This is a genomic window from uncultured Alteromonas sp. (genome assembly GCF_963976965.1).
Taxonomy (GTDB): domain Bacteria; phylum Pseudomonadota; class Gammaproteobacteria; order Enterobacterales; family Alteromonadaceae; genus Alteromonas; species Alteromonas naphthalenivorans.
Window position 1 is genome coordinate 66,786 of sequence record NZ_CAXBMP010000007.1, and the last position, 21,347, is coordinate 88,132.

Below are 21,347 nucleotides of genomic sequence, written 5' to 3' on the forward strand. Positions count from 1 at the left end.
GATTACCCCCTAATCCCCCCAAATTAAATAACAAACTAAACAACAAAGTAGATTAGCGTACTTCGCGAATTGATCAAAACCACCAAAACGCTCTGCCAAAAGAGAAAAGTGTATTTTGCTTAATTACTATGCTATAAATTATACTATGTATTACATAGTAATAAGTTTAACCTAGCTGGAAGGTCATGACAGAAGTTTCAAATCAAAGCGCGAAGTGGGATGCGCAACTTCGCAAAGGCACCTTAGAGTTGGCCATACTTGCCGCAGTCGCGGGCGAAGAAAAATACGGGCTGGCGATACTTAATTACCTGCATAGTTTTGAAACCATGGTGATTAGTGAAGGCACGCTTTACCCATTGCTCGATAGGCTGAAGCGCGAAGGGGTATTGAATGCGAAATGGCATCACGAGGGTGAAGTACGCCCACGAAAATATTACTCGCTTACCGAAAGTGGCCTTGAACGGTTACATATTCTGCGCGCACGGTGGAAGCGTTCGGTAGTCGATATGGAATCGCTGCTAGCAGATTCAGCTATCAGCGAAGGTAACGGCGCAGACAATGTGACAGAAACTGGAAAAGGATAATGAAATGAGTGGAAGGGAACAAATTAGCAACTACCTAAAAAGCTTTAGTCGTTACTTGGCCTCGTTAAGTTCTGAAGATGCAGCAGAAGTCATTAAAGAAATTGAATCTCATATTTATGATGTTATCGATCAGCAGGAAATGGCAGGAAAAGAAGCCAATATTGAAAGCATCTTGGCTGGGCTTGGTGCGCCAAGAGTACTGGCCGAAAATTATGTGAGCCATATTCAACAAGGTACACCCCCACCAAAAGGGTTTCGTCCATTAGCGTCGGTCACCAAAGGACTGTCTAAAACCTTGTACTGGGGCATGTTGGCTTTTGGTTATGGTACGGGTTTGGCACTAATTGCATTGGCATTTGCAAACTTACTGCTGCCCAACGGCATTGCCTTTTGGGTAGAAGCTGAGGGAAATTCAGTTGCTATTGGCTTTTTAAGTAACCCTATATTGGCAAATAGCGACGCTACTATTACAGGCTTATGGATAACGCCGGTTGCCTTGGTAAGTGCCTACGCGATTAGCCTATTAACCTATCGCATTCTGGCTTTGCTTAAACGGTTTGCTGTTCGCTATCAGTATGCTTAAGCGCGCAGCGAAACGTATAGCGAAATCAGTCGGGCATTTTCTATTTGTTACTTTTGTGTTGGCTATTGTTGGTGTGGGTGTCTTAATAAGCCAGCATGGCTCTATTGATATCGGAGACGCCCCATTGGCTTATAAAGTAGGCGGGGAAGGGCCCTTCATATTTTTTAACGATGAAACGCAGATAAGTACTGATGTTACAAGCTCTGATAATGTAGGTGCTGATATTGTTGGTGCTAATATTGTAAGTACTGGCGTTGAAATTAATTACATCCGCGGAAGCCGAGAAGAAAACTTCTTCATTGAAAAACGCTCCGTGCCTTTAACAGACCAAATAGCAGTGCCCCTTGAGGTATATTTTGCTTTAGAAGATGCCACGTTTACCTTCAATTTAAAGCCATTAAACACATTGAACACCAATACGCCGTCGGTGTATGAAAGCACTGCGCCTATTTTGGCAATGTCTGACTTAGAAGGGAATTACAAAACCTTTCGTGATTTCCTTATTACTCATAGCGTTATAAATGAAAACCTTAAATGGCAGTTTGGTGAAGGCCATTTAGTGCTAGTGGGCGACATGGTAGACAGAGGATTCTCTACTACTCAATTACTCTGGTTCATTTATAAGCTAGAACAAGATGCCCAAAAAGCGGGAGGGGTGGTGCATTATATTATTGGCAATCACGAGCTGAAAAACCTCCAAGGCAATTTTAAATCGGCGGCCAATAAGTATATTCCCATTGCGGGTTTAATTGGCAAAAGCCAAGCCGATTTATTCAGTCACAATTCATATATAGGGCGCTGGCTTGCCAGTAAAAATACCATTGAAAAAATTAATGGCCATTTGTTTGTACATGGCGGTATTCATGAAGATATCGCGAACCTTGATTTAAGTTTGCAACAGATAAACAACAAGTCTAAAGCTTATTACCGACAAATGTATTTCCCCGGCGTGGCTGACAAGGTAACTGAATCGTTAATTTCAACCGAGACTGGACTGGCATGGTATCGAGGGTATTTCAAAGGTGACGCCAGCAATACATCTATACAGCAAACATTAGATAAATTTGATGCTCGCTCAATAACGGTAGGTCACACCTTGCAGTTTAAGGTAAATAAGCAATTTGATGGCCGCGTGTTCGCGATAGACGTAAAGCACCCTAATGACTATCGAGGAAGTTTTCCAACAAAACATTCTGAGGCGTTATTTATTGAAAGGGAAAACTTTTATCGGCTTACAGAAACCGGCGAAAGAACAGCTTTATAAGTATGTGGGGATAAATAAGGGGGCAGAATACATTTTAAATTCCAAAGTAGTCTGCCCCTTTTTTATATGCCTATTTAATTGTTACCGTTGCGTCACTTACCCATGTTTCGCTGATGGCCTTATCGTCTTTATTTACTAAATATGCCCTTATCGTCACAGGGTTTTCATTAATTTGTTTGTAATCGAACGTTAGGCGCCATTGGTTTGTGCCTAGTACCGGATAAACACCAATAGGTTCAATTATTTCGCCATTGCTCGCTTCAACAATAGGCTTAACGCCGCTATCTCTGTTTAACCCTTCGAATACTGGGCCTTCAAAGTCGATAACCATTTTGTTCACACCTTCGGGAATAGGCTGACCCGGGATTCCGCCCAAACCCTGTCGGGTATTCGTAACTCGGGCTAATTCATTGGATTTTGGATCGAGCTCGCGCCATTCGATATCATAAGAAAAGGTAAACTCATCGCCTTTTTGAGCGGGTTTCTCGGGCACCCAATAGGCAACTATATTGTCAAATGTTTCGTCTTGCGTTGGGATCTCAATTAACTGAACAGCACCTTTGCCCCATTTTCCACGAGGCTTGACCCAAGCTGATGAACGTTTGTTGTAGAATACCCCATCGTCTTGGTAGTTGTTGAAATCACGATCTCTTTGAATTAATCCAAAGCCTTTGGGGTTTTCATCAATAAAGCTATTGGTCGACACCGACTTAGGATTATTGAGAGGGCGCCAAATATGTTGACCAGCGCCAGTGTGAATAGCAACGCCGTCACTATCGTGAATTTCAGGGCGCCAATCTTTAGCAACAGTTTTGTCTTTTTCTGAATACCAAAACATACTGGTTAACGGCGCTATGCCTAAACGTTCCACATCTTCCCGCATGTACAAATTCGCGGTAACAGATGTAACATGACCTTTGGCGTTTTTATTGTCTTTGGTTAGGCCGAATCGGTAGGCGCCCGTGATAGAAGGCCCTTCAAGCAATGCCCATACAGACAGATCTTCGCTGTTGTTTTCTGCCGGACCAACCCAAAATGCTGAAAATCGAGGAAATTCTTCCGGTTCGCTCATTCCAGTATTTATCGCAATACCTCGCGCTGATAACCCATATTGCCCTTGCGGCCCGTCGGTACGAAAATAAGAAGCACCCAGAAAAGATACCCAGTCTGGCTTCATACCTGGTCGCATAACTCTAAAGCCTGCATACCCGAAGCCTTCGGGGAGAGCGTGAGCAGGGCTATCAGCAGGCATATCAAAAAGCGCGTTACTGAAGGGAACCTCTTGAACAATATTTTTACTGTCTCTGATGAAAATTTTGACTGGCTCGGGAAAATATCGTCCAGGGTAGAATAATTGTACCGGTGCTATTTCACCACTCGGGTATAAGGTTTCGTCTTCTTTAAAGCGTATTTTCCAGTGTTGATCGTAAGTGATTTTATTAATTAATTCGGGCGCCGGAACGTCGGGAGGAGTATAGGGTTTACCAGCTGATGTTTTAGCAAGGGTTTTTAAGTCTTCGAAGGTAAATTTTGTTTTGTCTGATGCTTGTGCCGCATGTAACGACATGGAGGCAGAAAAAATAATTGCGATGAATAACATCAACTTCATAAAAATCTTCCAATCTATTGAGTCTAGTAAAATGAATTTGCTGTACGAATTCCAGTGGTAAATTATTCAGCCAGTCCGAAACAGACAACGATAATAAGAAGGAGTTCTTAGAATCACCTTTTGCCCTGTCCAGTAATTGCTTGATTGAGTTGAGTGAAACCCGTTCATCATGCACATGTTCCACGAATCTCAAGTTTTTAGGCGCTAGTGCAAAAGCAATGGTTTCTATTTTATTGATGACTAAGCTGACTGAATAACTACTTCAGCTATATAATTTAGGATCTTAAATTAAGGGGGCAGCACACACTTTCATTCAAAAATATATTCTTACCTGTTTTATTCCCCATCGTTTACTAACGTAAAGTATTTATAAAGACGATTGTACCTTTGACTTCAGCCCTCATAATCCGTGGTCATGCGTAGCAGGCTAACTGAAAAATTTACGCACATTATCGAACCAGATTTCAAAATTTTTTATTAATACGCACTAACCCGATAAACGGTTAACAAAGGCAGTCGAATGCAATTACAAAAATCTCCTTCTTTTTACTTTTCTATACTGCTCGTTTTGATCACTCTTACCTTATCAGCTTGTAACTCTGACTCTTCTGACAGCGCCTCAAGCGAAGAAACGTTAGAAGAAACTTCAACTGACGATACCAGTGATGACACGTCTGACGATACGACCGACGAGGACGACTCAGATACTGAAGTAACAGAATACGCGACCTCGAATGTAATTGGCTTGCTGTTGAATTCTGCAGACGCCCAGAATGGCTATACATTGTTTGGCGGGCAGCGCTTCAGTACCACTTACCTAATTGATAACTGTGGTGAAATGGTGCAAAGCTGGTCTTCTGACTACAGCACCATGTCTTCGTACTTACTCGAAAATGGCAACTTACTTCATACAGGCCGTTTGCAAAGCGCTGTGAATTCAGAGTTTTTGAGGGCAGGGGGCGACTCTGGTCGTGTAGAAATTATTAATGAACAAGACGAGCTTCAATGGTATTACGAATGCAATAGTGACACCCAGTTTATGCATCACGATGTCGAATACATTGAAAGTACCGGCACGGTATTGGTTATGGTGTGGAATAAGCATAGCGCTGCAGAAGCTGAAGCAGTTGGCTATTCAAGGAATCATGCGCTGTGGAGTGAGCAGATTATTGAGCTAGATCCAACAGTAGAAGATACCGAAGACGCTATTGTTTGGCAGTGGGATTCATGGGATCACATTGTACAAGATGAAGATTTAACGATTGAGAGTTACGGTGTTATTTCAGAGAACCCACAGTTAATTGACATTAATTTTACCGGCATAGACGTTGAATATGAAGCCGACCCTATTCATATGAACGCTGTTACCTATAACGAGAAGTTCGATCAGATCATGATCAATAGCCGTAACTACAGCGAGTTTTGGATTATTGACCATTCGACCACTACCGCTGAAGCGGCTTCCCATTCAGGTGGAGCTAGAGGCAAAGGTGGAGATATTTTATATCGTTGGGGAAACCCTCAAACTTACGACATGGGCGACGCCGACGACCAAAAGCTGTTTTTACAACATGATGCTTATTGGATAGATGATGACTATACCGAAGGTGGTCAAGTCATGAGCTTCAATAACCAACCAAACTATTACGGTAATAGCAATTATTCCACAATTAACGTGGTGGATACGCAAGTGAGTGATGCCGGCGATTACACCTTAAATGACGATGGAACTTACGGACCTACAGATTTTACTTGGACATATGAAGCTGATAATCCTACCGACTTCTACGCTACCAATATTTCCGGTGCGCAGCGATTAGATAATGGCAACACAATAATAGATGAAGGTACCACAGGCACATTTTTCGAAGTGACTTATGATGGCGAGGTTGTCTGGAAATATGTTACTCCCGTGGATGAGACCGGTGTACTTACGCAAGGCGATACACCAGGAAGTAACTTTGTTTTTCGCATAAATAAGTATCCTACGGACTACATCGGGCTTTCTTACTACAGCTTAAGCCCCAGTGGCGCGATTGAAAATGGCTCTGACTATTCCTGCGAACTGTTTGAATAAAGCGCTGTATTTACACAGATTGGGTCAAAGTACATTGGTAGTTTTTAAAGTACTTTGACCCTTATAGTAGCCCCTTATATTAGCCCCTTTTTTTTAACGTACTCAACCTATTCCCAGAAGACCTTATTGTAAGGCACGATTACCGTCACCCCTATCATCAAATACCTCATCGAATAGTCTATCCACACGTGATAGATGAAGGCTAGTACGCCGAACAAAGTTTCAAAATTCGATATTTACATAAATCAATGAAGTCAAAAAGACAGCCGCTGCAGAAAGCTAGTAAATAGCTTTAATTCTTCCTATACTCATTTTTTGGGCTTTTTCCGCAGTAGTTTTCAGGGAGCATTACCGCCCAAAAGCGGTAATTTATAATACGGGCCGTCAGATCAAAAGCCTGACGATGCTCTAAAAATCAATCTAATCTCGAAAACGGAGTTTCACCCATGAACAACCCTCGCCATCTGTTTATTGGTACTGCCATAGCAATATCACTCTTACTGGGCGCCTGCGCCCAAAAACAGGAAAATCCGGCTCCACACACCGCTGAACTAAAGGTTACTGACTTAGAAAAGCTAGCGGCCACTGACGCTCTGCGCACCCTAGCCGACGACGTATGGGCCGATTATCTAGAGCAATATACTTACTACCGGTTGCAGGAAGGGTTGCCTATAAGTAGGTTCGAGGACCTGACCTTGCAGGAATACCGCAAGGAATTGCTACAGAGTCAAAAGTACCGTGCAAGATTGGAAGAAATCGACAAACGGGCTTTGTCGGGTGATGATTTGATCACTTACGAAATACTGGCCTTCCAAAATCAAGAAGATGGCGCTAATGACGACGATTACTGGTTGACGTTTGATATAACAGCCTACCAAGCTCCCTATTTGTTTCGAACCGGCCAGCAAGCCTTAGCAGTGCAACCCCTCAACAGCGAATCTGAAGCACAGCATTATCTGAAACTGGTAGGTGAACTCGCCGATATGATTGACCAGCTTGTTGCCAAGGTTGAAGGGCAGGTTGAACGTGGTATTTATTTACCAAAGCCAGCTCTACCTTCCACCCTGCAGATGTGGGAAGGTATGCAGCGTGAGTTACCTGAGACCATCAGAGTTGATGAAGCGCGACTGGGTGGGCTTTCCATGGATGAGAAAGCCCGGTTCAATAAGGCGCTGAAATTGTTAATTGAAACTCGCATCGTGGGCGGTTTCGACAAGCTATTGGCTGCTTTGGGAGAAGAATACGAAGCCAATGCACCTGAAAGTGTAGGCCTCTCTCAATATCCGAATGGTATTGATGTGTACAAAAGGCTGGTGAGACAGATGACAACACTTAATCTTTCTCCAGAAGAAATACATCAACGAGGAAAAGCAGCGGTAGAGGACATCTCGAAACGCATGGAAGCCATTCGAGTGCAGCTTGGATTTGAAGGGACTGCCCAGGAATTCTTGCAGCAACTGAAAACTGACCCCAGATTTATCGCAGCTGATGCCGAAGAAGTTGAACAAAGATACTTAGAGTACATACGCCGGATTGAGCCGATGTTGGGAGAATATTTTAAAACATTACCAAAAGCGCCTTATGGCGTTAAACGACTTCCGCTGGCAGTCGAAGCTGGAATGACCTACGGTTATTACGGTGAACCTAGCGCAGCAGACCCTGTTGGCTACTATTATTACAATGCTTCGAACTTGTCAGAGCGGAGCATGGTATGGGCGGGGGGGCTTATATATCACGAGCTGTTACCCGGTCACCATTTCCATATTGCTACACAGGCAGAAAATAAATCACTGCAGAAATTTCGCCAGAACTCAATAGATAATGCCTATACCGAAGGTTGGGCAGAATACGCAGCCAGTCTGGCAGAAGAAATGGGCCTTTATGCGACACCTGAAGAATTATACGGTCGCTACATCGGGCAAATATTTCTGGCAGCCCGCCTCGTTGTCGACACTGGCATGAATGCGCTTGGCTGGTCATTGGAAGAGGCTCGTGAATACATGGCTCAATACGCTATTCAGTCAAAAACTGAAATTGCTTCTGAGACATTGCGCTATTCAACCGGTATGCCCGCCCAAGCTCTTGGCTATCGTATCGGTTACGAAAAAATTTGGGAGCTTCGTAGACATGCCGAAGCAAGTCTAGGCGACAAGTTTGATATTCGGGAGTTCCACCACATTGTTTTATCGGACGGCTCAAAACCGCTAGCGGTACTAGAAGCCAAAGTAGAGCGCTATATCGCGGCTGCACGATAAATAACGGAGTCTAAATAATTGGGGGGTCGAGTACATTATAAGTTTTTAAAGTACTCGGCCCCTCTTTACGAACCTTTTCTTCGGACTTTACTTTGCTGTTTGCGTCGCTATACCCACTTCACTATTTTCATCGATTTTTCAAAAGATTTAGTCAGCTTCGTACTGCAGTACGGCCTTGGATTAACTATGATTTGTTGATTGCAAAGGCGTAAAAGGGGGATATCAATTGAACTGTCTGAGTAACCTATAATTGTTTCGTATTCTTCAAGGTTATAGCGCATTTTGATGCGTTCAACTTTATTAGTTTCATAACAATGAAACTTGCTGACCATACCTCCAGCGAGTAATTGCCCATACTAGCGAAGAGAAGTTTGATGCATCTGCTCGCGAACATTTCTAACATCACCTCTATCTAATTCTTTTTTTTCAACGCGTACCAGTTTTCTTTAAAATATACCAATGAACCCATGGCTACTGCGAAAGGGATGAGCACTGGATTGTTTGATATGTAGCTAAAAGCTAATATAGGGAATGCCGAAGCGATAGCAAAGCCCAAACGTTGGTTCCTTGTATAGCGCACTTTTTTAAACTTATTTGCTTTCAATAGCACCTGCTGAACAAACAGAGCTGAAACGATAACTAGTATTATAATTACTTGAAAAATGCTAATTTCTTCCATGATATCTCCTGTTGATTTGCTTGTTATATGGCAGCTTATTTAAACCACTTTCCTATGTCTTCTTCACTAGCTGATGGATGTGAAAATATACCTTCATCTAGCGCTGCAACAAAAGAGTCAGCATCTTTTGGGGTTAAACCAGTATCTGCATAATTTAACACTTTAATATTGTCGACCAATGCGAAAGGCTGTGTATTATACATTTGGTATAGTTCCATAGGTTCTGACATTCCCTTAGCCCAAGCTTTGATAAAATAAACATCTTGCTTACTGCCGTTTTCTAGGGTTATTAATCCATCTTGAACATATGCCCAGCTATCAGACTTTTGTGACAAAGAATGTAAAAATTCTTGTCCAAGAATAACCGCATTTTGTTGTGTGACAGCTTCAAAGGTTTTAATTTCTCGGTTTTCACCTAGATAGTAAATAACTAAAGGAACTAATAGCTCACCTTCTTGTAAATCACTGCCAATCAAAACACTATGTGCTAATACTAAACCTATAATTTTCCCTACTGCTTCAGATATCAACATGTACCCCTTGCCACATAACAGTTTACTAGACTCCAAACCAGTCTGTTTTAACACACTATTATGGTTTTTTTGATTTTATCTATATTTCCAGATTACCTGCTAACCCCTCAAAACAATAAAGTCGAATGGCGTTTTTTGCTCACGAATTAAAGGTACAAAAACGGTATGTTCGGGGCTGAAGGAGTATTTGACTCATTTACTTTGTATTATGGTGTAGTAAGTTTAATTTAGCTAGAAGACCATAAAAGTACTACAAATTAAGCTCTATAAATAAAAGCGCTTAGGTAAGACAAATGACAAGTGGCATCTATGGCGAAAGGTACGCTAAAACATATTTGTCTAACGCAGAGTGCATAGAACGGTTATATATTCTTCGCGTATGATTGAAGCGTTCCAAAAGGGATAGGGAATCGCTATTAGCAAATAAATAAAGCAGCAAAAAATATAGCTACAATTAACTTACCTGCATCAAATTCACCCAACGCTGTCACCTGCATTATTAACAAGTGCAGCGTTAGGTAAGCCTAAGCAATAAACTTCAGCTAGCTATAAAAACAAAGATAAGCAGTAGGTGTTTCAATTTTTACATCGAAAGAAAGGTTTGCATCAATAGTAAACTCTGTTCCCGTTTTGAACGACTGCCAGTCGCTTGAACCTGGAAGTTTAACGGTCATTTCACCTTCCATTACTTTCATTACTTCGTGCTGACTGGTGTTGAAGGTGTACTCACCTGGCGCCATTACGCCTGAAGTACAGGGGCCATTTGCTGACTCAAATGCAATTGAACGAACCTTGTCATCAAAATAACTGTTTACTGTAAAAGACATATGCGCTTTCCTTTTATTGAAAATAGAAGAGCGAGCATTGTGCAATAATTAAAGCTGAATGGCTAACCTGTGATTTTCTAAGATATTCTCATTCGCAAAATAAGCCGGCATTAAAAAGGCATCCAGTTATATAAAGTGCAAAATTAGTCATTAAAACCACATGAAATATGTGTAATTGGCTAGAGACTCTCAAGCGCTGTGGTTATACTAGCTCACAATCGCATTTCCAGAGGTTTTACAGCAATTGAGCACAATGAGTTTGCCACGTGTGGTGCCCCAGCAGAGTCTTTTAACACATTATCAGACATATCTAGAACAGCTTGCTAGTACCGCTTTTACCGGCGATGTTGAGTACAGCTATGCCAGCCGTCTTGCTGTGGCCACCGATAATTCGGTATATCAAAAACTCCCTCAAGCTGTGGTATTTCCTAAAAGCGTTGCCGATTTGCAAGTATTAGGCAAGCTGGTTAACGACCACCCGCTAGTGAAATTCTCGGCGCGTGGCGGCGGCACAGGCACTAATGGCCAAAGTTTAACCGACGGCATTGTGGTTGACATGTCGCGTTACATGAATCAAATTTTGGAAATCAATGTTGAAGAGCAATGGGTTAAAGTACAGTCAGGCGTAGTAAAAGATGCACTGAATGACGCCCTTCGCCCCCATGGATTTTTCTTTTCCCCTGATCTTTCTACTAGTAACCGCGCTACGGTAGGTGGGATGATTAGTACCGATGCGTCGGGGCAGGGCTCGTTGGTTTACGGTAAAACCAGCGACCATGTATTGGGCTTAACTTCGGTGCTGGCTAACGGTGAAGTATTAAACACCACACCAATTAGTGTGCAAGAAGCGAAAGAAATAGCTGACACAAACGCAGATAACAGCGCCTATGTGGGTATTTTACGCCAAGTACTTGCTACTTGCGTAGATAAACGCGATGCCATTATTGAAAAATTCCCCCGTTTAAACCGCTTTTTAACCGGTTACGATTTAGAGCACGCCTATAATGAAACCGAGCAGCTTATAGATGTGAGCCGCTTGATTACCGGCGCTGAAGGCTCGTTAGCTATGGTGGCCGAAGCTAAGCTTTCTCTTACGCCCATCGCGAAACATAAAGCCTTAGTTAATATTAAGTACGATACCTTTGAATCGGCGCTTCGCCATGCTCCCGAAATGGTAAAAGCAAATGCCACGTCTGTTGAAACGGTAGACTCAAAAGTATTAAACCTAGCTAAAACCGATATTATCTGGCACTCCATTGCCAATTTAATTACCGACGTTCCACACAAGGAAATGTTGGGCTTAAATATGGTCGAGTACAACAGCAACGATGAAGAAGAAATTCGCACCCGCATTGCCGAGCTAGAAGCCAGGCTTACCGCCGCTGCCGAAACCGGCGAGGGTGGGGTAATTGGTTATCAGGTTACGTTTGATAAAGCGGATATTGGTAAAATATACGCCATGCGTAAAAAGTCAGTTGGCCTGTTGGGTAAAACCAAAGGTGTGCAAAAGCCTATCGCTTTTGCAGAAGATACTGCAGTGCCGCCTGAAAATTTGGCCGATTTCATCATGGAATTTAGGGCTCTGCTAGACAGCCATGGTTTAAAATACGGTATGTTCGGGCACGTTGATGCAGGTGTGTTACACGTACGGCCAGCTCTTGATTTATGCGATGTTGAACAAGAAAAGTTGATGCATCAAATATCAGATGAAGTAGTCGCGTTAGTGGCTAAATATGGCGGCTTAATGTGGGGCGAGCACGGTAAAGGTTATCGCAGCGAGTATGGTCCCGCCTTTTTCGGTGACATGTTATTTACCGAATTGCGTAAAATAAAAAGCGCATTTGACCCGCTTAATAAAATGAACCCAGGCAAGGTGTGTACGCCTTTAGATAGTACTGAGAGCTTGGTAAAGGTTAGCGATACGAAACGCGCAACATTCGATAGAACTATTCCTACTACGTTTAAAGAAGCTTTTGCGCCTGCCATGGAATGTAATGGTAATGGCTTGTGCTTTAACTACGACACTACGTCACCTATGTGCCCATCGAGTAAAGTGACTCGTGATAGACGCCATAGCCCGAAAGGCCGTGCGGGCCTTATTCGTGAATGGATACGTTTGCTCGCGAAAGATGGAGTAGACACTAAAACACTAAGTGCTGAACAATTCGATACGTCTTGGTGGCAGCGCTTTAGTAATAGCCGAAACAAACAAGACGATTTTTCTCACGAAGTGCTAGACGCCATGAATGGTTGCCTAGCCTGTAAGTCGTGTTCAAGCCAATGCCCGGTGAAAGTAGATGTACCTGATTTTAGGTCGAAGTTTTTATCTATTTATTACCAGCGCTACATGCGCCCAATGAAAGACCATCTTGTGGGAAACATTGAACGCATGGCGCCAATTATGGCTAAGTTCTCGCCCGTGGTTAATTTGTTTTTGAAACGAAAGTGGATGCAAAACGGTATTGAGAAAACCATTGGCTATGTAGACACGCCTATTCTATCTGAGCCTACGTTGGCGAATAGAGTAAAAGGGAAAGTGGCTACTTATAACCACGACGCGTTATCTAAGCTAAGTGCCCAAGAAAAGCAAAAGACGGTGTTGATAGTGCAAGACCCTTTCACCAGCTATTACGATGCGAGTGTGGTTGAAGATTTTGTTACCTTAGTGAATGCCCTTGGTTTTACACCGGTAATGTTACCGTTTAAACCGAATGGCAAACCAGAACATGTAAAAGGCTTTTTAGCTAAATTTGCGAAGACCGCAAAAAATACCGCAGGCTTTTTAAATGAAGTGGCGCAGCTAAACATTCCTATGGCAGGTGTAGATGCGTCTTTGGTGTTAGTTTATCGTGACGAGTACACCAAAACCTTGGGTAAAGCCCGTGGTGATTTTCATGTGTTGGCAGTGCATGAATGGCTTGAAACGGTACCCAGTGATGTATGGCAATCGACAAGCAAAAAGGTAGGTGTGTCAGAGCCTTCAGCGAAGACTTCGGATCAGAATTCAGCGCAGCCTTCAGCTCAGCCATTAGCACTGCTAAGTCACTGTACAGAAAAAACGGCGTTGCCCGCATCTGAAAAGCAATGGCAGGGTTTGTTTGCTAAAGTGAATCAGCCAGTTGATATTGTGGCGGTAGGCTGTTGCGGCATGGCGGGAACTTACGGCCATGAAGCCGATCAAAAAGAAAAGTCGTTAGCCATTTATGGGTTAAGTTGGGAGCAAGCGGTCAAACGTTATCCAGCAGATGCTATTCTTGCCACTGGCTATTCATGCCGAAGTCAGGTAGCGCGTATAGAGCAGTTTAAGCCGAAGCATCCTTTACAAGGTCTGTTGGCCTGTGTTTCATCATCGCAGTAGCCTAAACTCAACATCAACCGACTACGTAAAAACTAAAAATAAAACGAAATAGATCAGAGAATAATATGACAGACAATACACCACAAAATGAAATGACCGATCAGCAACGCAGTGAATGGGTGCGTGAGCAATTTCAAAAAGCAAACAAACATCTCGCCGAAAATGGTGTGCTATACGAATCAGTGGTGACAAACGAAAGCCGTTATTTAGTACCCTATTTAGCAGTATGGAAAATCAAAGATACTAATAATGCATTTTATTGGGTGATGAGTGGCGATTTGCCTACCGACTTTATTCCTGAGGCTACGGCGGCTAATGCTCGCGAAGCGATTAAACACTTTGCAATGTCGTGGCAGTTGAAGGCGGCAAATTTACGCGAGTCAGACAGTGCTGATGCATCGTCGTTGGAGTATGCGGAATTATTAGAAAGTAGAGCAGAAGGCCTGCACGCCATACAAAACCAAGATGAACTATGGCAAGGCGTTTAAGCTAACCTTTATTGATGCAATGGCTAATGTGATAGTTAATGCATTTGTGAAACATCGGGGAATGGAAAACGCTCTACAGGGCATTGCATGCGCTGACGTGCTACGCCACCGTCCATAAACACTTGCCCTTCGGGCTTAAAGCCTAAGCCTTGATGGTACGACACACTATCAAGGCTGCAGCTTACTTTTAAAATAGTGACGTTATGGCGATTGGCGACTTCTATTAAAGCCGCAAACAGCGCACGATAAACAGACATGTTTCGGTAACCGCGCTTCACTGCGATCCTGCCAATTTCTCCACACTGAGTTAACCGCCCCGTTGCAATGGGTTGGTTAGCTTCTTCACCATCTTCCAAAAGCAGTACATGAAAAGCGCTGGCATCGCGCTCATCAAATTCACTGTCTTGGGGTACTCGCCATTCCAAAACGAATACATCTTCCCTGATTGCTTTAAGTCGATGCTTATCCCTTGCCCAATCGACGTTCTCTATCGTATAAGCCATGTGGTTGCGTTACGCTTCTATCCATTCCCAGTAACCCTTATTTACAAGTGTAGTTAATGTTGCTAAAAACGCAAAAGAGGGTAGATCAGGCAGGATTTCGGCAAAAAGTACGTCGTTGTTCAATAAAAGCTGAACCCATTGCTCATCTTCTTTGTTATAACTGAAACGTTCGCCGTTAACATAAAAGAAGCGACCTTGGTGAGAAGGTGTCGTGTTTTCAGTATCTGTTGCAATGAGCGCACGTACTCCAGGGGCGGCTGCAAACTCCTCACCTTCTTCAAACCCTGCGGTAATTTGGCTATCAGTATATAAATACTCAGGTGGATACTCTGGAAGGCCTTGTTCACTTAGTGATTCAAGCAATGCATGGGTGAAGTCATCTGAATTAATGGCCGTGATGAGCTGTTTTTTCAACGCGGCGATATCGCTGGGTTCAACCACTGCCGAAGGCATTGACAACTTTCTACCTGAATCGGTAAATCGCACATTAATGTCGCTGGTTTCTAACATTAACGAAAGGCTATCGGCGAGCTGACTGGTTTCAGGGGCACGAAAGCCTACAGAGTAGGTTAAGCAGTCTTCCAACGCTTTGCCATCATGAGGCCAACCCGGCGGAATATACAGTACGTCACCTGGGTTTAGTACTTCATCAATAATAGGGTCGAAGCCTTCAATTTGACGAAGTTTAGGGTGTGGGAATACTTCTTTGTATTCTCCAGGCTTACCTACGCGCCAACGACGCTGACCCTTTCCCTGCACTAAAAATACATCGTATTGGTCGATATGCGCGCCAACACCTGCATTTTTAGTGGCAAAACTTACCATTAGGTCGTCTAAACGCCAATTTGGAAGAAAGCGGAAGGGTTCAAGAATGTCAGCTACGTCATGTACGTACCTGTCTACACTTTGTACAAGTAGTGTCCATGCACCTTCGCAAACGGCTTCAAAATCATGAATTGGCCCTTGATGAACTTTCCATTCGCCTGCGCCATCCGCTGGGTTGCCACTGGTATTTTCAAAGCTTAGTAGTCGGCTATCTATTTCTTCTTCTTGGGCTAAGCCGGCCAAATCGTGCTCATCGATAGGATCTTCAAAATCTTGAAAAAAGCCACGTAATACAACAGGCTTTTGTTGCCAATAATGAGATAGAAAATGTTCTATATCGAATTCTTTCATTAAGTAATCTCCACGCATCTATGGGGGTATTATCGTTTATTCTATAAAGGGTTACTAGCTTAGTGTGTATTAGTAAGCCGGTGTTCGAAGGCGGCCAATTCACCAATTTTGCTATCAATTAAAATGGGGCAGAATTTAGCTTGGGTTTCAGCGGTTAAATGAGAAAATGTACTATCGCAAACGGTAACAGCATTCCCTTTGCAATGTTGTTCTAGCATAGACGCCAAATTAACCGTGTTGCCCCACACATCGAAAATGCCGTGCTGTCTTCTAGGCATGCCAGCAGTAACAGGGCCTGCTGCAACGCCGATACGAATTTGGCAAGGCCAACCTTCTTTTAACGCAAAGATTTTAAAGGTGGCGGTAACAGCAAGCGCAAACAACACGCCGTTATTTATATGATGTGCACTTTTTTGTTCGCCTTTTTGTTTGCCATTTGAAGCACTTAAAGGAGGAAACATACACAGTTCGCTAACCGCCATGTATTCATCGCCATTCGTTTTTACTGGGTACATTTTATGGGCAGCGGCTAACACATCAATTTGGCTGTAAAAGGCATCCAATGCCTCTATCACTTTTTGTTCTCCAAACAAGGGGGCCAGTGTTTGATAACCTTTTATATCTGCAAATAACACACAGGCCGAGGAGAAGCTTTGCCGCATTAGCCCGGTCGAAAAGCCTGTTGATGCACTACTTGAAAACCTACTTAAAGGAGTATTCGGAACATGGCTCAAAGGGGGAGTAAAAGCGCTTGTAAGCTTGGCGGCAGGGGTTGCTTTTATCAACAATTGCCGTGTATGACGGTAGTTCACAGCAAGGTGATGAAGGTGGCGCCGGCTATGAGCATGCAAGGTCAGTATAAGTCCCACGCTGGCTAGAGTTAGGGTAATACTATTGCTACGACGAATAGCGCCTTGCCAACCGTGAAGTGAGTAGCTAAATAGGCCATCAATAGCACAGAATGTTAGGGCGAAAAGCAACCCCCAGTAAAGTCGTGGACGTTGCTCATGCTGGCTAAATACCCCCACACAGCATAAGCAGCCAATCAATAAAAAGTGCTGAATGTACATGTCGCCACGCCATAGGAATGTCGCTAGCACAATATAGCTGTAATAGCTGGTTAACAGCAGTGTACGGGCCCGCGTTGGCAGGCCTTTGTTGCACAAATATAGCGTGGTAAATGCACAAAGAATATGAAAGGTCAGATTCCACCACAGTGCAATATGGTGTGCGCTGTAGTGAGCATACGCCATCAATAGCGGTGTTTGTAACAACAAGCACAGGGCAAAAAAGCGTGCAGTTGCGTGAATTATTGCCGCTTTTGAATGAAATGTTTTGTGTGTAAGCATGCCTAAATCCCAACCATAAAAAAACGCGGACTGGCCGCGTTTTTAAGTGTATGGAAAAGGCGATGCCTTTATAACTGATCTACTAGCCTGATTGCATCACCAATGTAGCTTGCAGGTGTTAATGCTTTAAGGTCAGCTTTTGCTGCTTCTGGCATGTCTAAGTTATCAATAAACTCAGCCACGATTTCAGCGTTAACCTTTTTACCACGGGTCAACTCTTTCAATTTCTCGTAAGGCTTTTCAATACCGTAACGACGCATTACCGTTTGAATTGGCTCAGCTAGTAATTCCCAGTTGTTATCAAGTTCATTCAACAAGCTTTGCTCGTTAACTTCTAACTTGCTAATACCTTTAAGGGTAGCTTGATAAGCGATTACCGCATAACCTACACCCACACCCAAGTTACGAAGTACGGTGGAGTCGGTTAAATCACGCTGCCAGCGAGAAATAGGAAGCTTCGCGGCCAAGTGATTAAAGATAGCGTTAGCTAGGCCTAAGTTACCTTCCGAGTTTTCAAAATCGATAGGGTTAACTTTATGCGGCATGGTTGAAGAGCCAATTTCACCGGCAATGGTTTTTTGCTTAAAGTGACCTAGAGCAATATAACCCCACACATCACGATCGAAATCGATAAGAATGGTATTAAAGCGGGCTACTGCATCAAACAACTCGGCAATATAATCATGCGGTTCAATTTGCGTGGTATATGGGTTCCACGATAAGCCTAGCGATGTGACAAACTTTTCAGACTCGCTGTGCCAGTCTACATCAGCGTAAGCAGATAAATGGGCATTGTAGTTACCTACGGCGCCATTAATTTTGCCTAAAATTTCAACCTTAGCAATTTGTGCGCGTTGACGCTTCAAACGCATTGCCACGTTAGCCATTTCCTTACCCATGGTAGAAGGAGAGGCGGGTTGGCCGTGAGTACGTGCCATCATTGGAATATGTTGGTATTCCTTGGCAAGTGCTATTAAGGCATCGATAAGTTTGTCACAGTAAGGTAGCAACACGGTATCACGGGCTTCGGTAAGCATTAGGCCGTGAGAAAGGTTGTTAATATCTTCAGAGGTACATGCAAAGTGAATAAACTCGTTCACAGCAGATAATTCGCTGTTGCTAGCCACTTGCTCTTTTAGAAAGTATTCAACCGCTTTAACATCGTGGTTGGTGGTGCGCTCAATATCTTTAATGCGCATAGCATCATCAACACTAAAGTTAGCCACAATAGCATCTAATAATGCGTTTGAGGTATCAGAAAACGCAGGAACTTCTTCAATTTTAGTGTTCGCCGATAGCATTTGCAGCCAACGTACTTCCACTTCAACACGGTATTTCAGTAAGCCGTATTCGGAAAAAATACTACGTAATTCTACGCTTTTTCCAGCATATCGACCATCGACAGGGGAAATTGCAGTTAACTGACTCAGTTCCACCTTCAGCTCCTTAACTAGTTTATCAGCCTGAGCGCCTTTACAGCGCTATTTAAAATTTGTTTTCTGCGAAACAAAATGTTCCGACGTTTACCACCCATTTGACGCCACATTACCGCGGCGCGCACGCCTGCAAGTAATATAGCGCGAACTTTGTGCTGCGTAGCCGGTTGGCCAAGATGATCCGGATTACCCGCAATTTGAATACGCGGTGCTAATGGACTAATAATATCGCTATATATACTGGCCAACGACGACACAATTTGCGGGTTTTGAAAGTCTACATGCGCCAATTGACGCTGCACGTGAGAAATACGCTCTGCCAGTTCTTTCATGGCGGCAGGTTTACGTGCAAGTTTTCTTTCAAGACCAAGAATGCTGGCAATATAACGGGTCAGCTCGGTGTCTTTGCTCTGTTGTTTATCTGATAACTGTGCGAATAAGGTTTTATATCCTACTTCAAGGTTACTTAACTTGCCGAACACTTGCTGTGGATTTTCAGGATCGGTAACCAATATACTGGAAAGACTCGCTTCCACCGCTTCGTCGTTTGCGGTGCCTTTTCTTGCAAGGCTTTGCACAAGCGCCGCCGATTGGCAAACGCCAGCCAAAGCTAAATTATTTTCTACGTCGGTATCTAACATTAACGGATATAGCTCTCAATAATTCCGCCGCCTAAACACACTTCATCTAGGTAGAAAACGGCAGATTGACCAGGTGTAACCGCTTTTTGCGGCTCATCAAAAATAACTTCAATCATATCATCATTGATTGGCGCGATTGCGCAGGGGATATCAGTTTGACGATAACGAGTTTTTACCACTGCTCGCATAGGTTCTGTAATAGTAGTACGGTCTACCCAATGCAGTTGTTTTGCCACCAAGCCTTTAGAGTATAGGCGAGGGTGGTCGGCACCTTGGCCTACAATTAATACGTTGCGTGCTACGTCTTTATCTACCACATACCAAGGCTCTTCACCGTATTTAGCATGGCCACCAATGTGCAGCCCTTTGCGTTGTCCTAGGGTGTGATACATCAAGCCTTCATGTTTACCAATTTCTTCCCCTTCCGCGGTTTCAATAATGCCGGGTTGGGCAGGTAAGTAGCGGCCTAAAAAGTCTTTGAATTTACGCTCACCAATAAAACATATGCCGGTAGAATCTTTTTTATCGTGGGTGATTAGCCCTTGTTCTTCTGCAATTTTACGTACCAGTGGCTTTTCAATATCGCCCACAGGGAACAAGGTTTTCGCTACGTGTTCTTCACCTAGGGTATAGAGGAAGTAGCTTTGATCTTTGTTTTCATCCAACCCGCGCAATAGCTGCCACTTGCCATCTTGATGGCGGCGACGCACGTAATGACCGGTAGCAATATAATCTGCACCTAAGTCTTCGGCAGCAAATTCAAGGAACGCTTTAAACTTAATTTCCTTGTTGCACATGATATCGGGGTTAGGCGTTCTGCCTGCTTTATATTCTTCTAGGAAATACTCAAATACGTTGTCCCAGTATTCAGCGGCAAAATTGATGGTGTGAAGCTCAATACCTAGTTTGTCAGCGACGGCTTGTGCATCTTTTAAATCTTCGGCGGCTAAGCAATATTCATCATTATCATCTTCTTCCCAGTTCTTCATGAACAGGCCTTCCACCTGATAGCCTTGCTGTAACAACAAGTAGGCAGAAACGGAAGAGTCGACGCCGCCGGACATTCCGACGATTACTTTTTTGCTCGCGTTTGATTCAATATCAGTCACAACGTAGATAACACTCATTTAGGTTGATTTCAGGGTGGCGGATTTTACCAGATAAAGCCCACCAATTCACATAATAAAGCGATTGTGTTCAATCGTTTTGCTTTACCGACAGATTTTAGTGTCGGGAAGCGTAAATTGGTCGTTTAAAAGCGTATTTCAAGCGCCGAGTTTAAAAATTCAATAAACCAAAAAGCTATAACTAATAATGAACGTAATCATAGTGAGGTCTCATCGTTATATTGGTCTATTAAATAGCGAAACACACAATTGGGCGTTTGAATAAGCGTTTGAAGAAATCGGCATTGTTTTAGCGTCAATGTTAGAAACACACGTATTTGCCATTATCGATGCCATCAATGGTCCAATTGCCCACGCGATGGCGCACTAAACGCAATGTAGGAAAACCAATGTGGGCGGTCATACGCCTAACTTGGCGGTTCCTGCCTTCACTGATTGTGATAGATAACCAGCTAGTCGGGATAGCTTGACGAAAACGAACTGGCGGGTTTCTGTCCCATAATTCAGGAGGATCTATAGCTACAACTTTGGCTGGTTTGGTCATGCCGTCTTTAAGCTCTACCCCGTTACGCAAGGCGTCTAGCGCAGCCTCGTTAGGAATGCCTTCCACTTGCACCCAATAGGTTTTGCTGGTTTTGGCCTCGGGGTGTGCCAATTTATGTTGTAGCTTTCCGTCGTTAGTCAGCACCAATAACCCTTCGGAATCTCTGTCTAGTCGACCGGCAGCATATACCCCTGGTACATCAATATAATCCTTAAGGGTTTCTCGGCCGTCTGCATCAGTAAATTGAGACAGTACTTGAAAAGGTTTGTTGAAAAGTACGATTTTGCTTTCGTTTGCCATGGTGTGAATAATTA

Annotated in this window: 17 protein-coding genes and 1 pseudogene; 7 read left to right on the top strand and 11 right to left on the bottom strand. The window is 43.4% G+C overall.

The annotated features are described in order from the left end of the window. Positions 1-185 precede the first annotated feature (185 nt). The 3 genes from AAC006_RS07830 to AAC006_RS07840 are packed head-to-tail and all read left to right on the top strand — an operon-like array spanning position 186 to position 2,431. The gene (locus tag AAC006_RS07830) at positions 186-584 is read left to right on the top strand and encodes a PadR family transcriptional regulator (RefSeq protein ID WP_126872202.1); all 399 of its coding nucleotides are present in this window, start codon (positions 186-188) and stop codon (positions 582-584) included. A 4-nt stretch (positions 585-588) separates the two neighbouring features. Further along, on the top strand, positions 589-1,167 hold the full coding sequence (locus AAC006_RS07835; RefSeq protein ID WP_126872203.1) for a hypothetical protein: 579 nt from the start codon (positions 589-591) through the stop codon (positions 1,165-1,167). Further along, the gene (locus AAC006_RS07840) at positions 1,160-2,431 is read left to right on the top strand and encodes a metallophosphoesterase (RefSeq protein ID WP_339891074.1); all 1,272 of its coding nucleotides are present in this window, start codon (positions 1,160-1,162) and stop codon (positions 2,429-2,431) included. The genes AAC006_RS07835 and AAC006_RS07840 overlap by 8 nt, the downstream gene beginning before the upstream one ends. 70 nt (positions 2,432-2,501) lie before the next feature. Here AAC006_RS07840 and AAC006_RS07845 read toward each other — a convergent pair whose 3' ends face one another. Beyond that, complete coding sequence (locus AAC006_RS07845; RefSeq protein WP_126872205.1) at positions 2,502-4,040, bottom strand: glucan biosynthesis protein; 1,539 nt, start codon at positions 4,038-4,040, stop codon at positions 2,502-2,504. Positions 4,041-4,560: 520 nt separating this feature from the next. Between AAC006_RS07845 and AAC006_RS07850 the strand changes: the two genes are divergently transcribed. Further along, positions 4,561-6,117 carry an aryl-sulfate sulfotransferase gene (locus AAC006_RS07850; RefSeq protein WP_339891076.1) on the top strand — a complete coding sequence of 519 codons (1,557 nt, stop codon included), beginning with the start codon at positions 4,561-4,563 and terminating at the stop codon, positions 6,115-6,117. Positions 6,118-6,563: 446 nt separating this feature from the next. Beyond that, positions 6,564-8,372 carry a DUF885 domain-containing protein gene (locus AAC006_RS07855; protein ID WP_126872207.1) on the top strand — a complete coding sequence of 603 codons (1,809 nt, stop codon included), beginning with the start codon at positions 6,564-6,566 and terminating at the stop codon, positions 8,370-8,372. Positions 8,373-8,784: 412 nt separating this feature from the next. On the opposite strand, the gene AAC006_RS07860 is transcribed toward AAC006_RS07855, so the two are convergent. The 3 genes from AAC006_RS07860 to AAC006_RS07870 form a co-directional block, all read right to left on the bottom strand. Further along, on the bottom strand, positions 8,785-9,051 hold the full coding sequence (locus AAC006_RS07860; RefSeq protein ID WP_126872208.1) for a hypothetical protein: 267 nt from the start codon (positions 9,049-9,051) through the stop codon (positions 8,785-8,787). Positions 9,052-9,086: 35 nt separating this feature from the next. Then, positions 9,087-9,584 (bottom strand): hypothetical protein, encoded by a 498-nt coding sequence (locus AAC006_RS07865; protein ID WP_013784407.1) that lies wholly within the window; start codon positions 9,582-9,584, stop codon positions 9,087-9,089. A 542-nt stretch (positions 9,585-10,126) separates the two neighbouring features. Continuing rightward, complete coding sequence (locus AAC006_RS07870; RefSeq protein ID WP_126872209.1) at positions 10,127-10,411, bottom strand: pyrimidine/purine nucleoside phosphorylase; 285 nt, start codon at positions 10,409-10,411, stop codon at positions 10,127-10,129. A gap of 253 nt (positions 10,412-10,664) precedes the next feature. On the opposite strand from AAC006_RS07870, the gene AAC006_RS07875 reads away from it, so the two are divergent. Both AAC006_RS07875 and AAC006_RS07880 read left to right on the top strand, forming a co-directional pair. After that, complete coding sequence (locus AAC006_RS07875; RefSeq protein ID WP_126872210.1) at positions 10,665-13,769, top strand: FAD-binding and (Fe-S)-binding domain-containing protein; 3,105 nt, start codon at positions 10,665-10,667, stop codon at positions 13,767-13,769. 65 nt (positions 13,770-13,834) lie between these two features. Further along, complete coding sequence (locus AAC006_RS07880) at positions 13,835-14,257, top strand: DUF4826 family protein (RefSeq protein ID WP_126872211.1); 423 nt, start codon at positions 13,835-13,837, stop codon at positions 14,255-14,257. Between the two features lie 35 nt (positions 14,258-14,292). On the opposite strand, the gene AAC006_RS07885 is transcribed toward AAC006_RS07880, so the two are convergent. The 7 genes and pseudogenes from AAC006_RS07885 to AAC006_RS07915 form a co-directional block, all read right to left on the bottom strand. Then, positions 14,293-14,760: a GNAT family N-acetyltransferase gene (locus tag AAC006_RS07885; protein WP_063458464.1), complete on the bottom strand. Its 468-nt coding sequence runs from the start codon at positions 14,758-14,760 to the stop codon at positions 14,293-14,295. Between the two features lie 9 nt (positions 14,761-14,769). After that, positions 14,770-15,936 (bottom strand): cupin domain-containing protein, encoded by a 1,167-nt coding sequence (locus AAC006_RS07890; protein ID WP_126872212.1) that lies wholly within the window; start codon positions 15,934-15,936, stop codon positions 14,770-14,772. A 59-nt stretch (positions 15,937-15,995) separates the two neighbouring features. Further along, positions 15,996-17,285 (bottom strand): adenylate/guanylate cyclase domain-containing protein, encoded by a 1,290-nt coding sequence (locus tag AAC006_RS07895; RefSeq protein ID WP_013784400.1) that lies wholly within the window; start codon positions 17,283-17,285, stop codon positions 15,996-15,998. 68 nt (positions 17,286-17,353) lie between these two features. Next, entirely contained in the window at positions 17,354-18,721 is a 1,368-nt protein-coding gene (gene purB / locus AAC006_RS07900) for an adenylosuccinate lyase (RefSeq protein ID WP_013784399.1), read from the bottom strand. A gap of 14 nt (positions 18,722-18,735) precedes the next feature. Beyond that, positions 18,736-19,362, bottom strand: coding sequence for a high frequency lysogenization protein HflD (gene hflD, locus AAC006_RS07905; protein ID WP_013784398.1), 627 nt, complete (start codon positions 19,360-19,362; stop codon positions 18,736-18,738). A gap of 2 nt (positions 19,363-19,364) precedes the next feature. Further along, positions 19,365-20,471: pseudogene (gene mnmA, locus AAC006_RS07910) on the bottom strand (tRNA 2-thiouridine(34) synthase MnmA); the annotation flags it as partial. 319 nt (positions 20,472-20,790) lie between these two features. Then, positions 20,791-21,333 carry an rRNA large subunit pseudouridine synthase E gene (locus AAC006_RS07915; RefSeq protein WP_208805584.1) on the bottom strand — a complete coding sequence of 181 codons (543 nt, stop codon included), beginning with the start codon at positions 21,331-21,333 and terminating at the stop codon, positions 20,791-20,793. Positions 21,334-21,347: the final 14 nt, after the last annotated feature.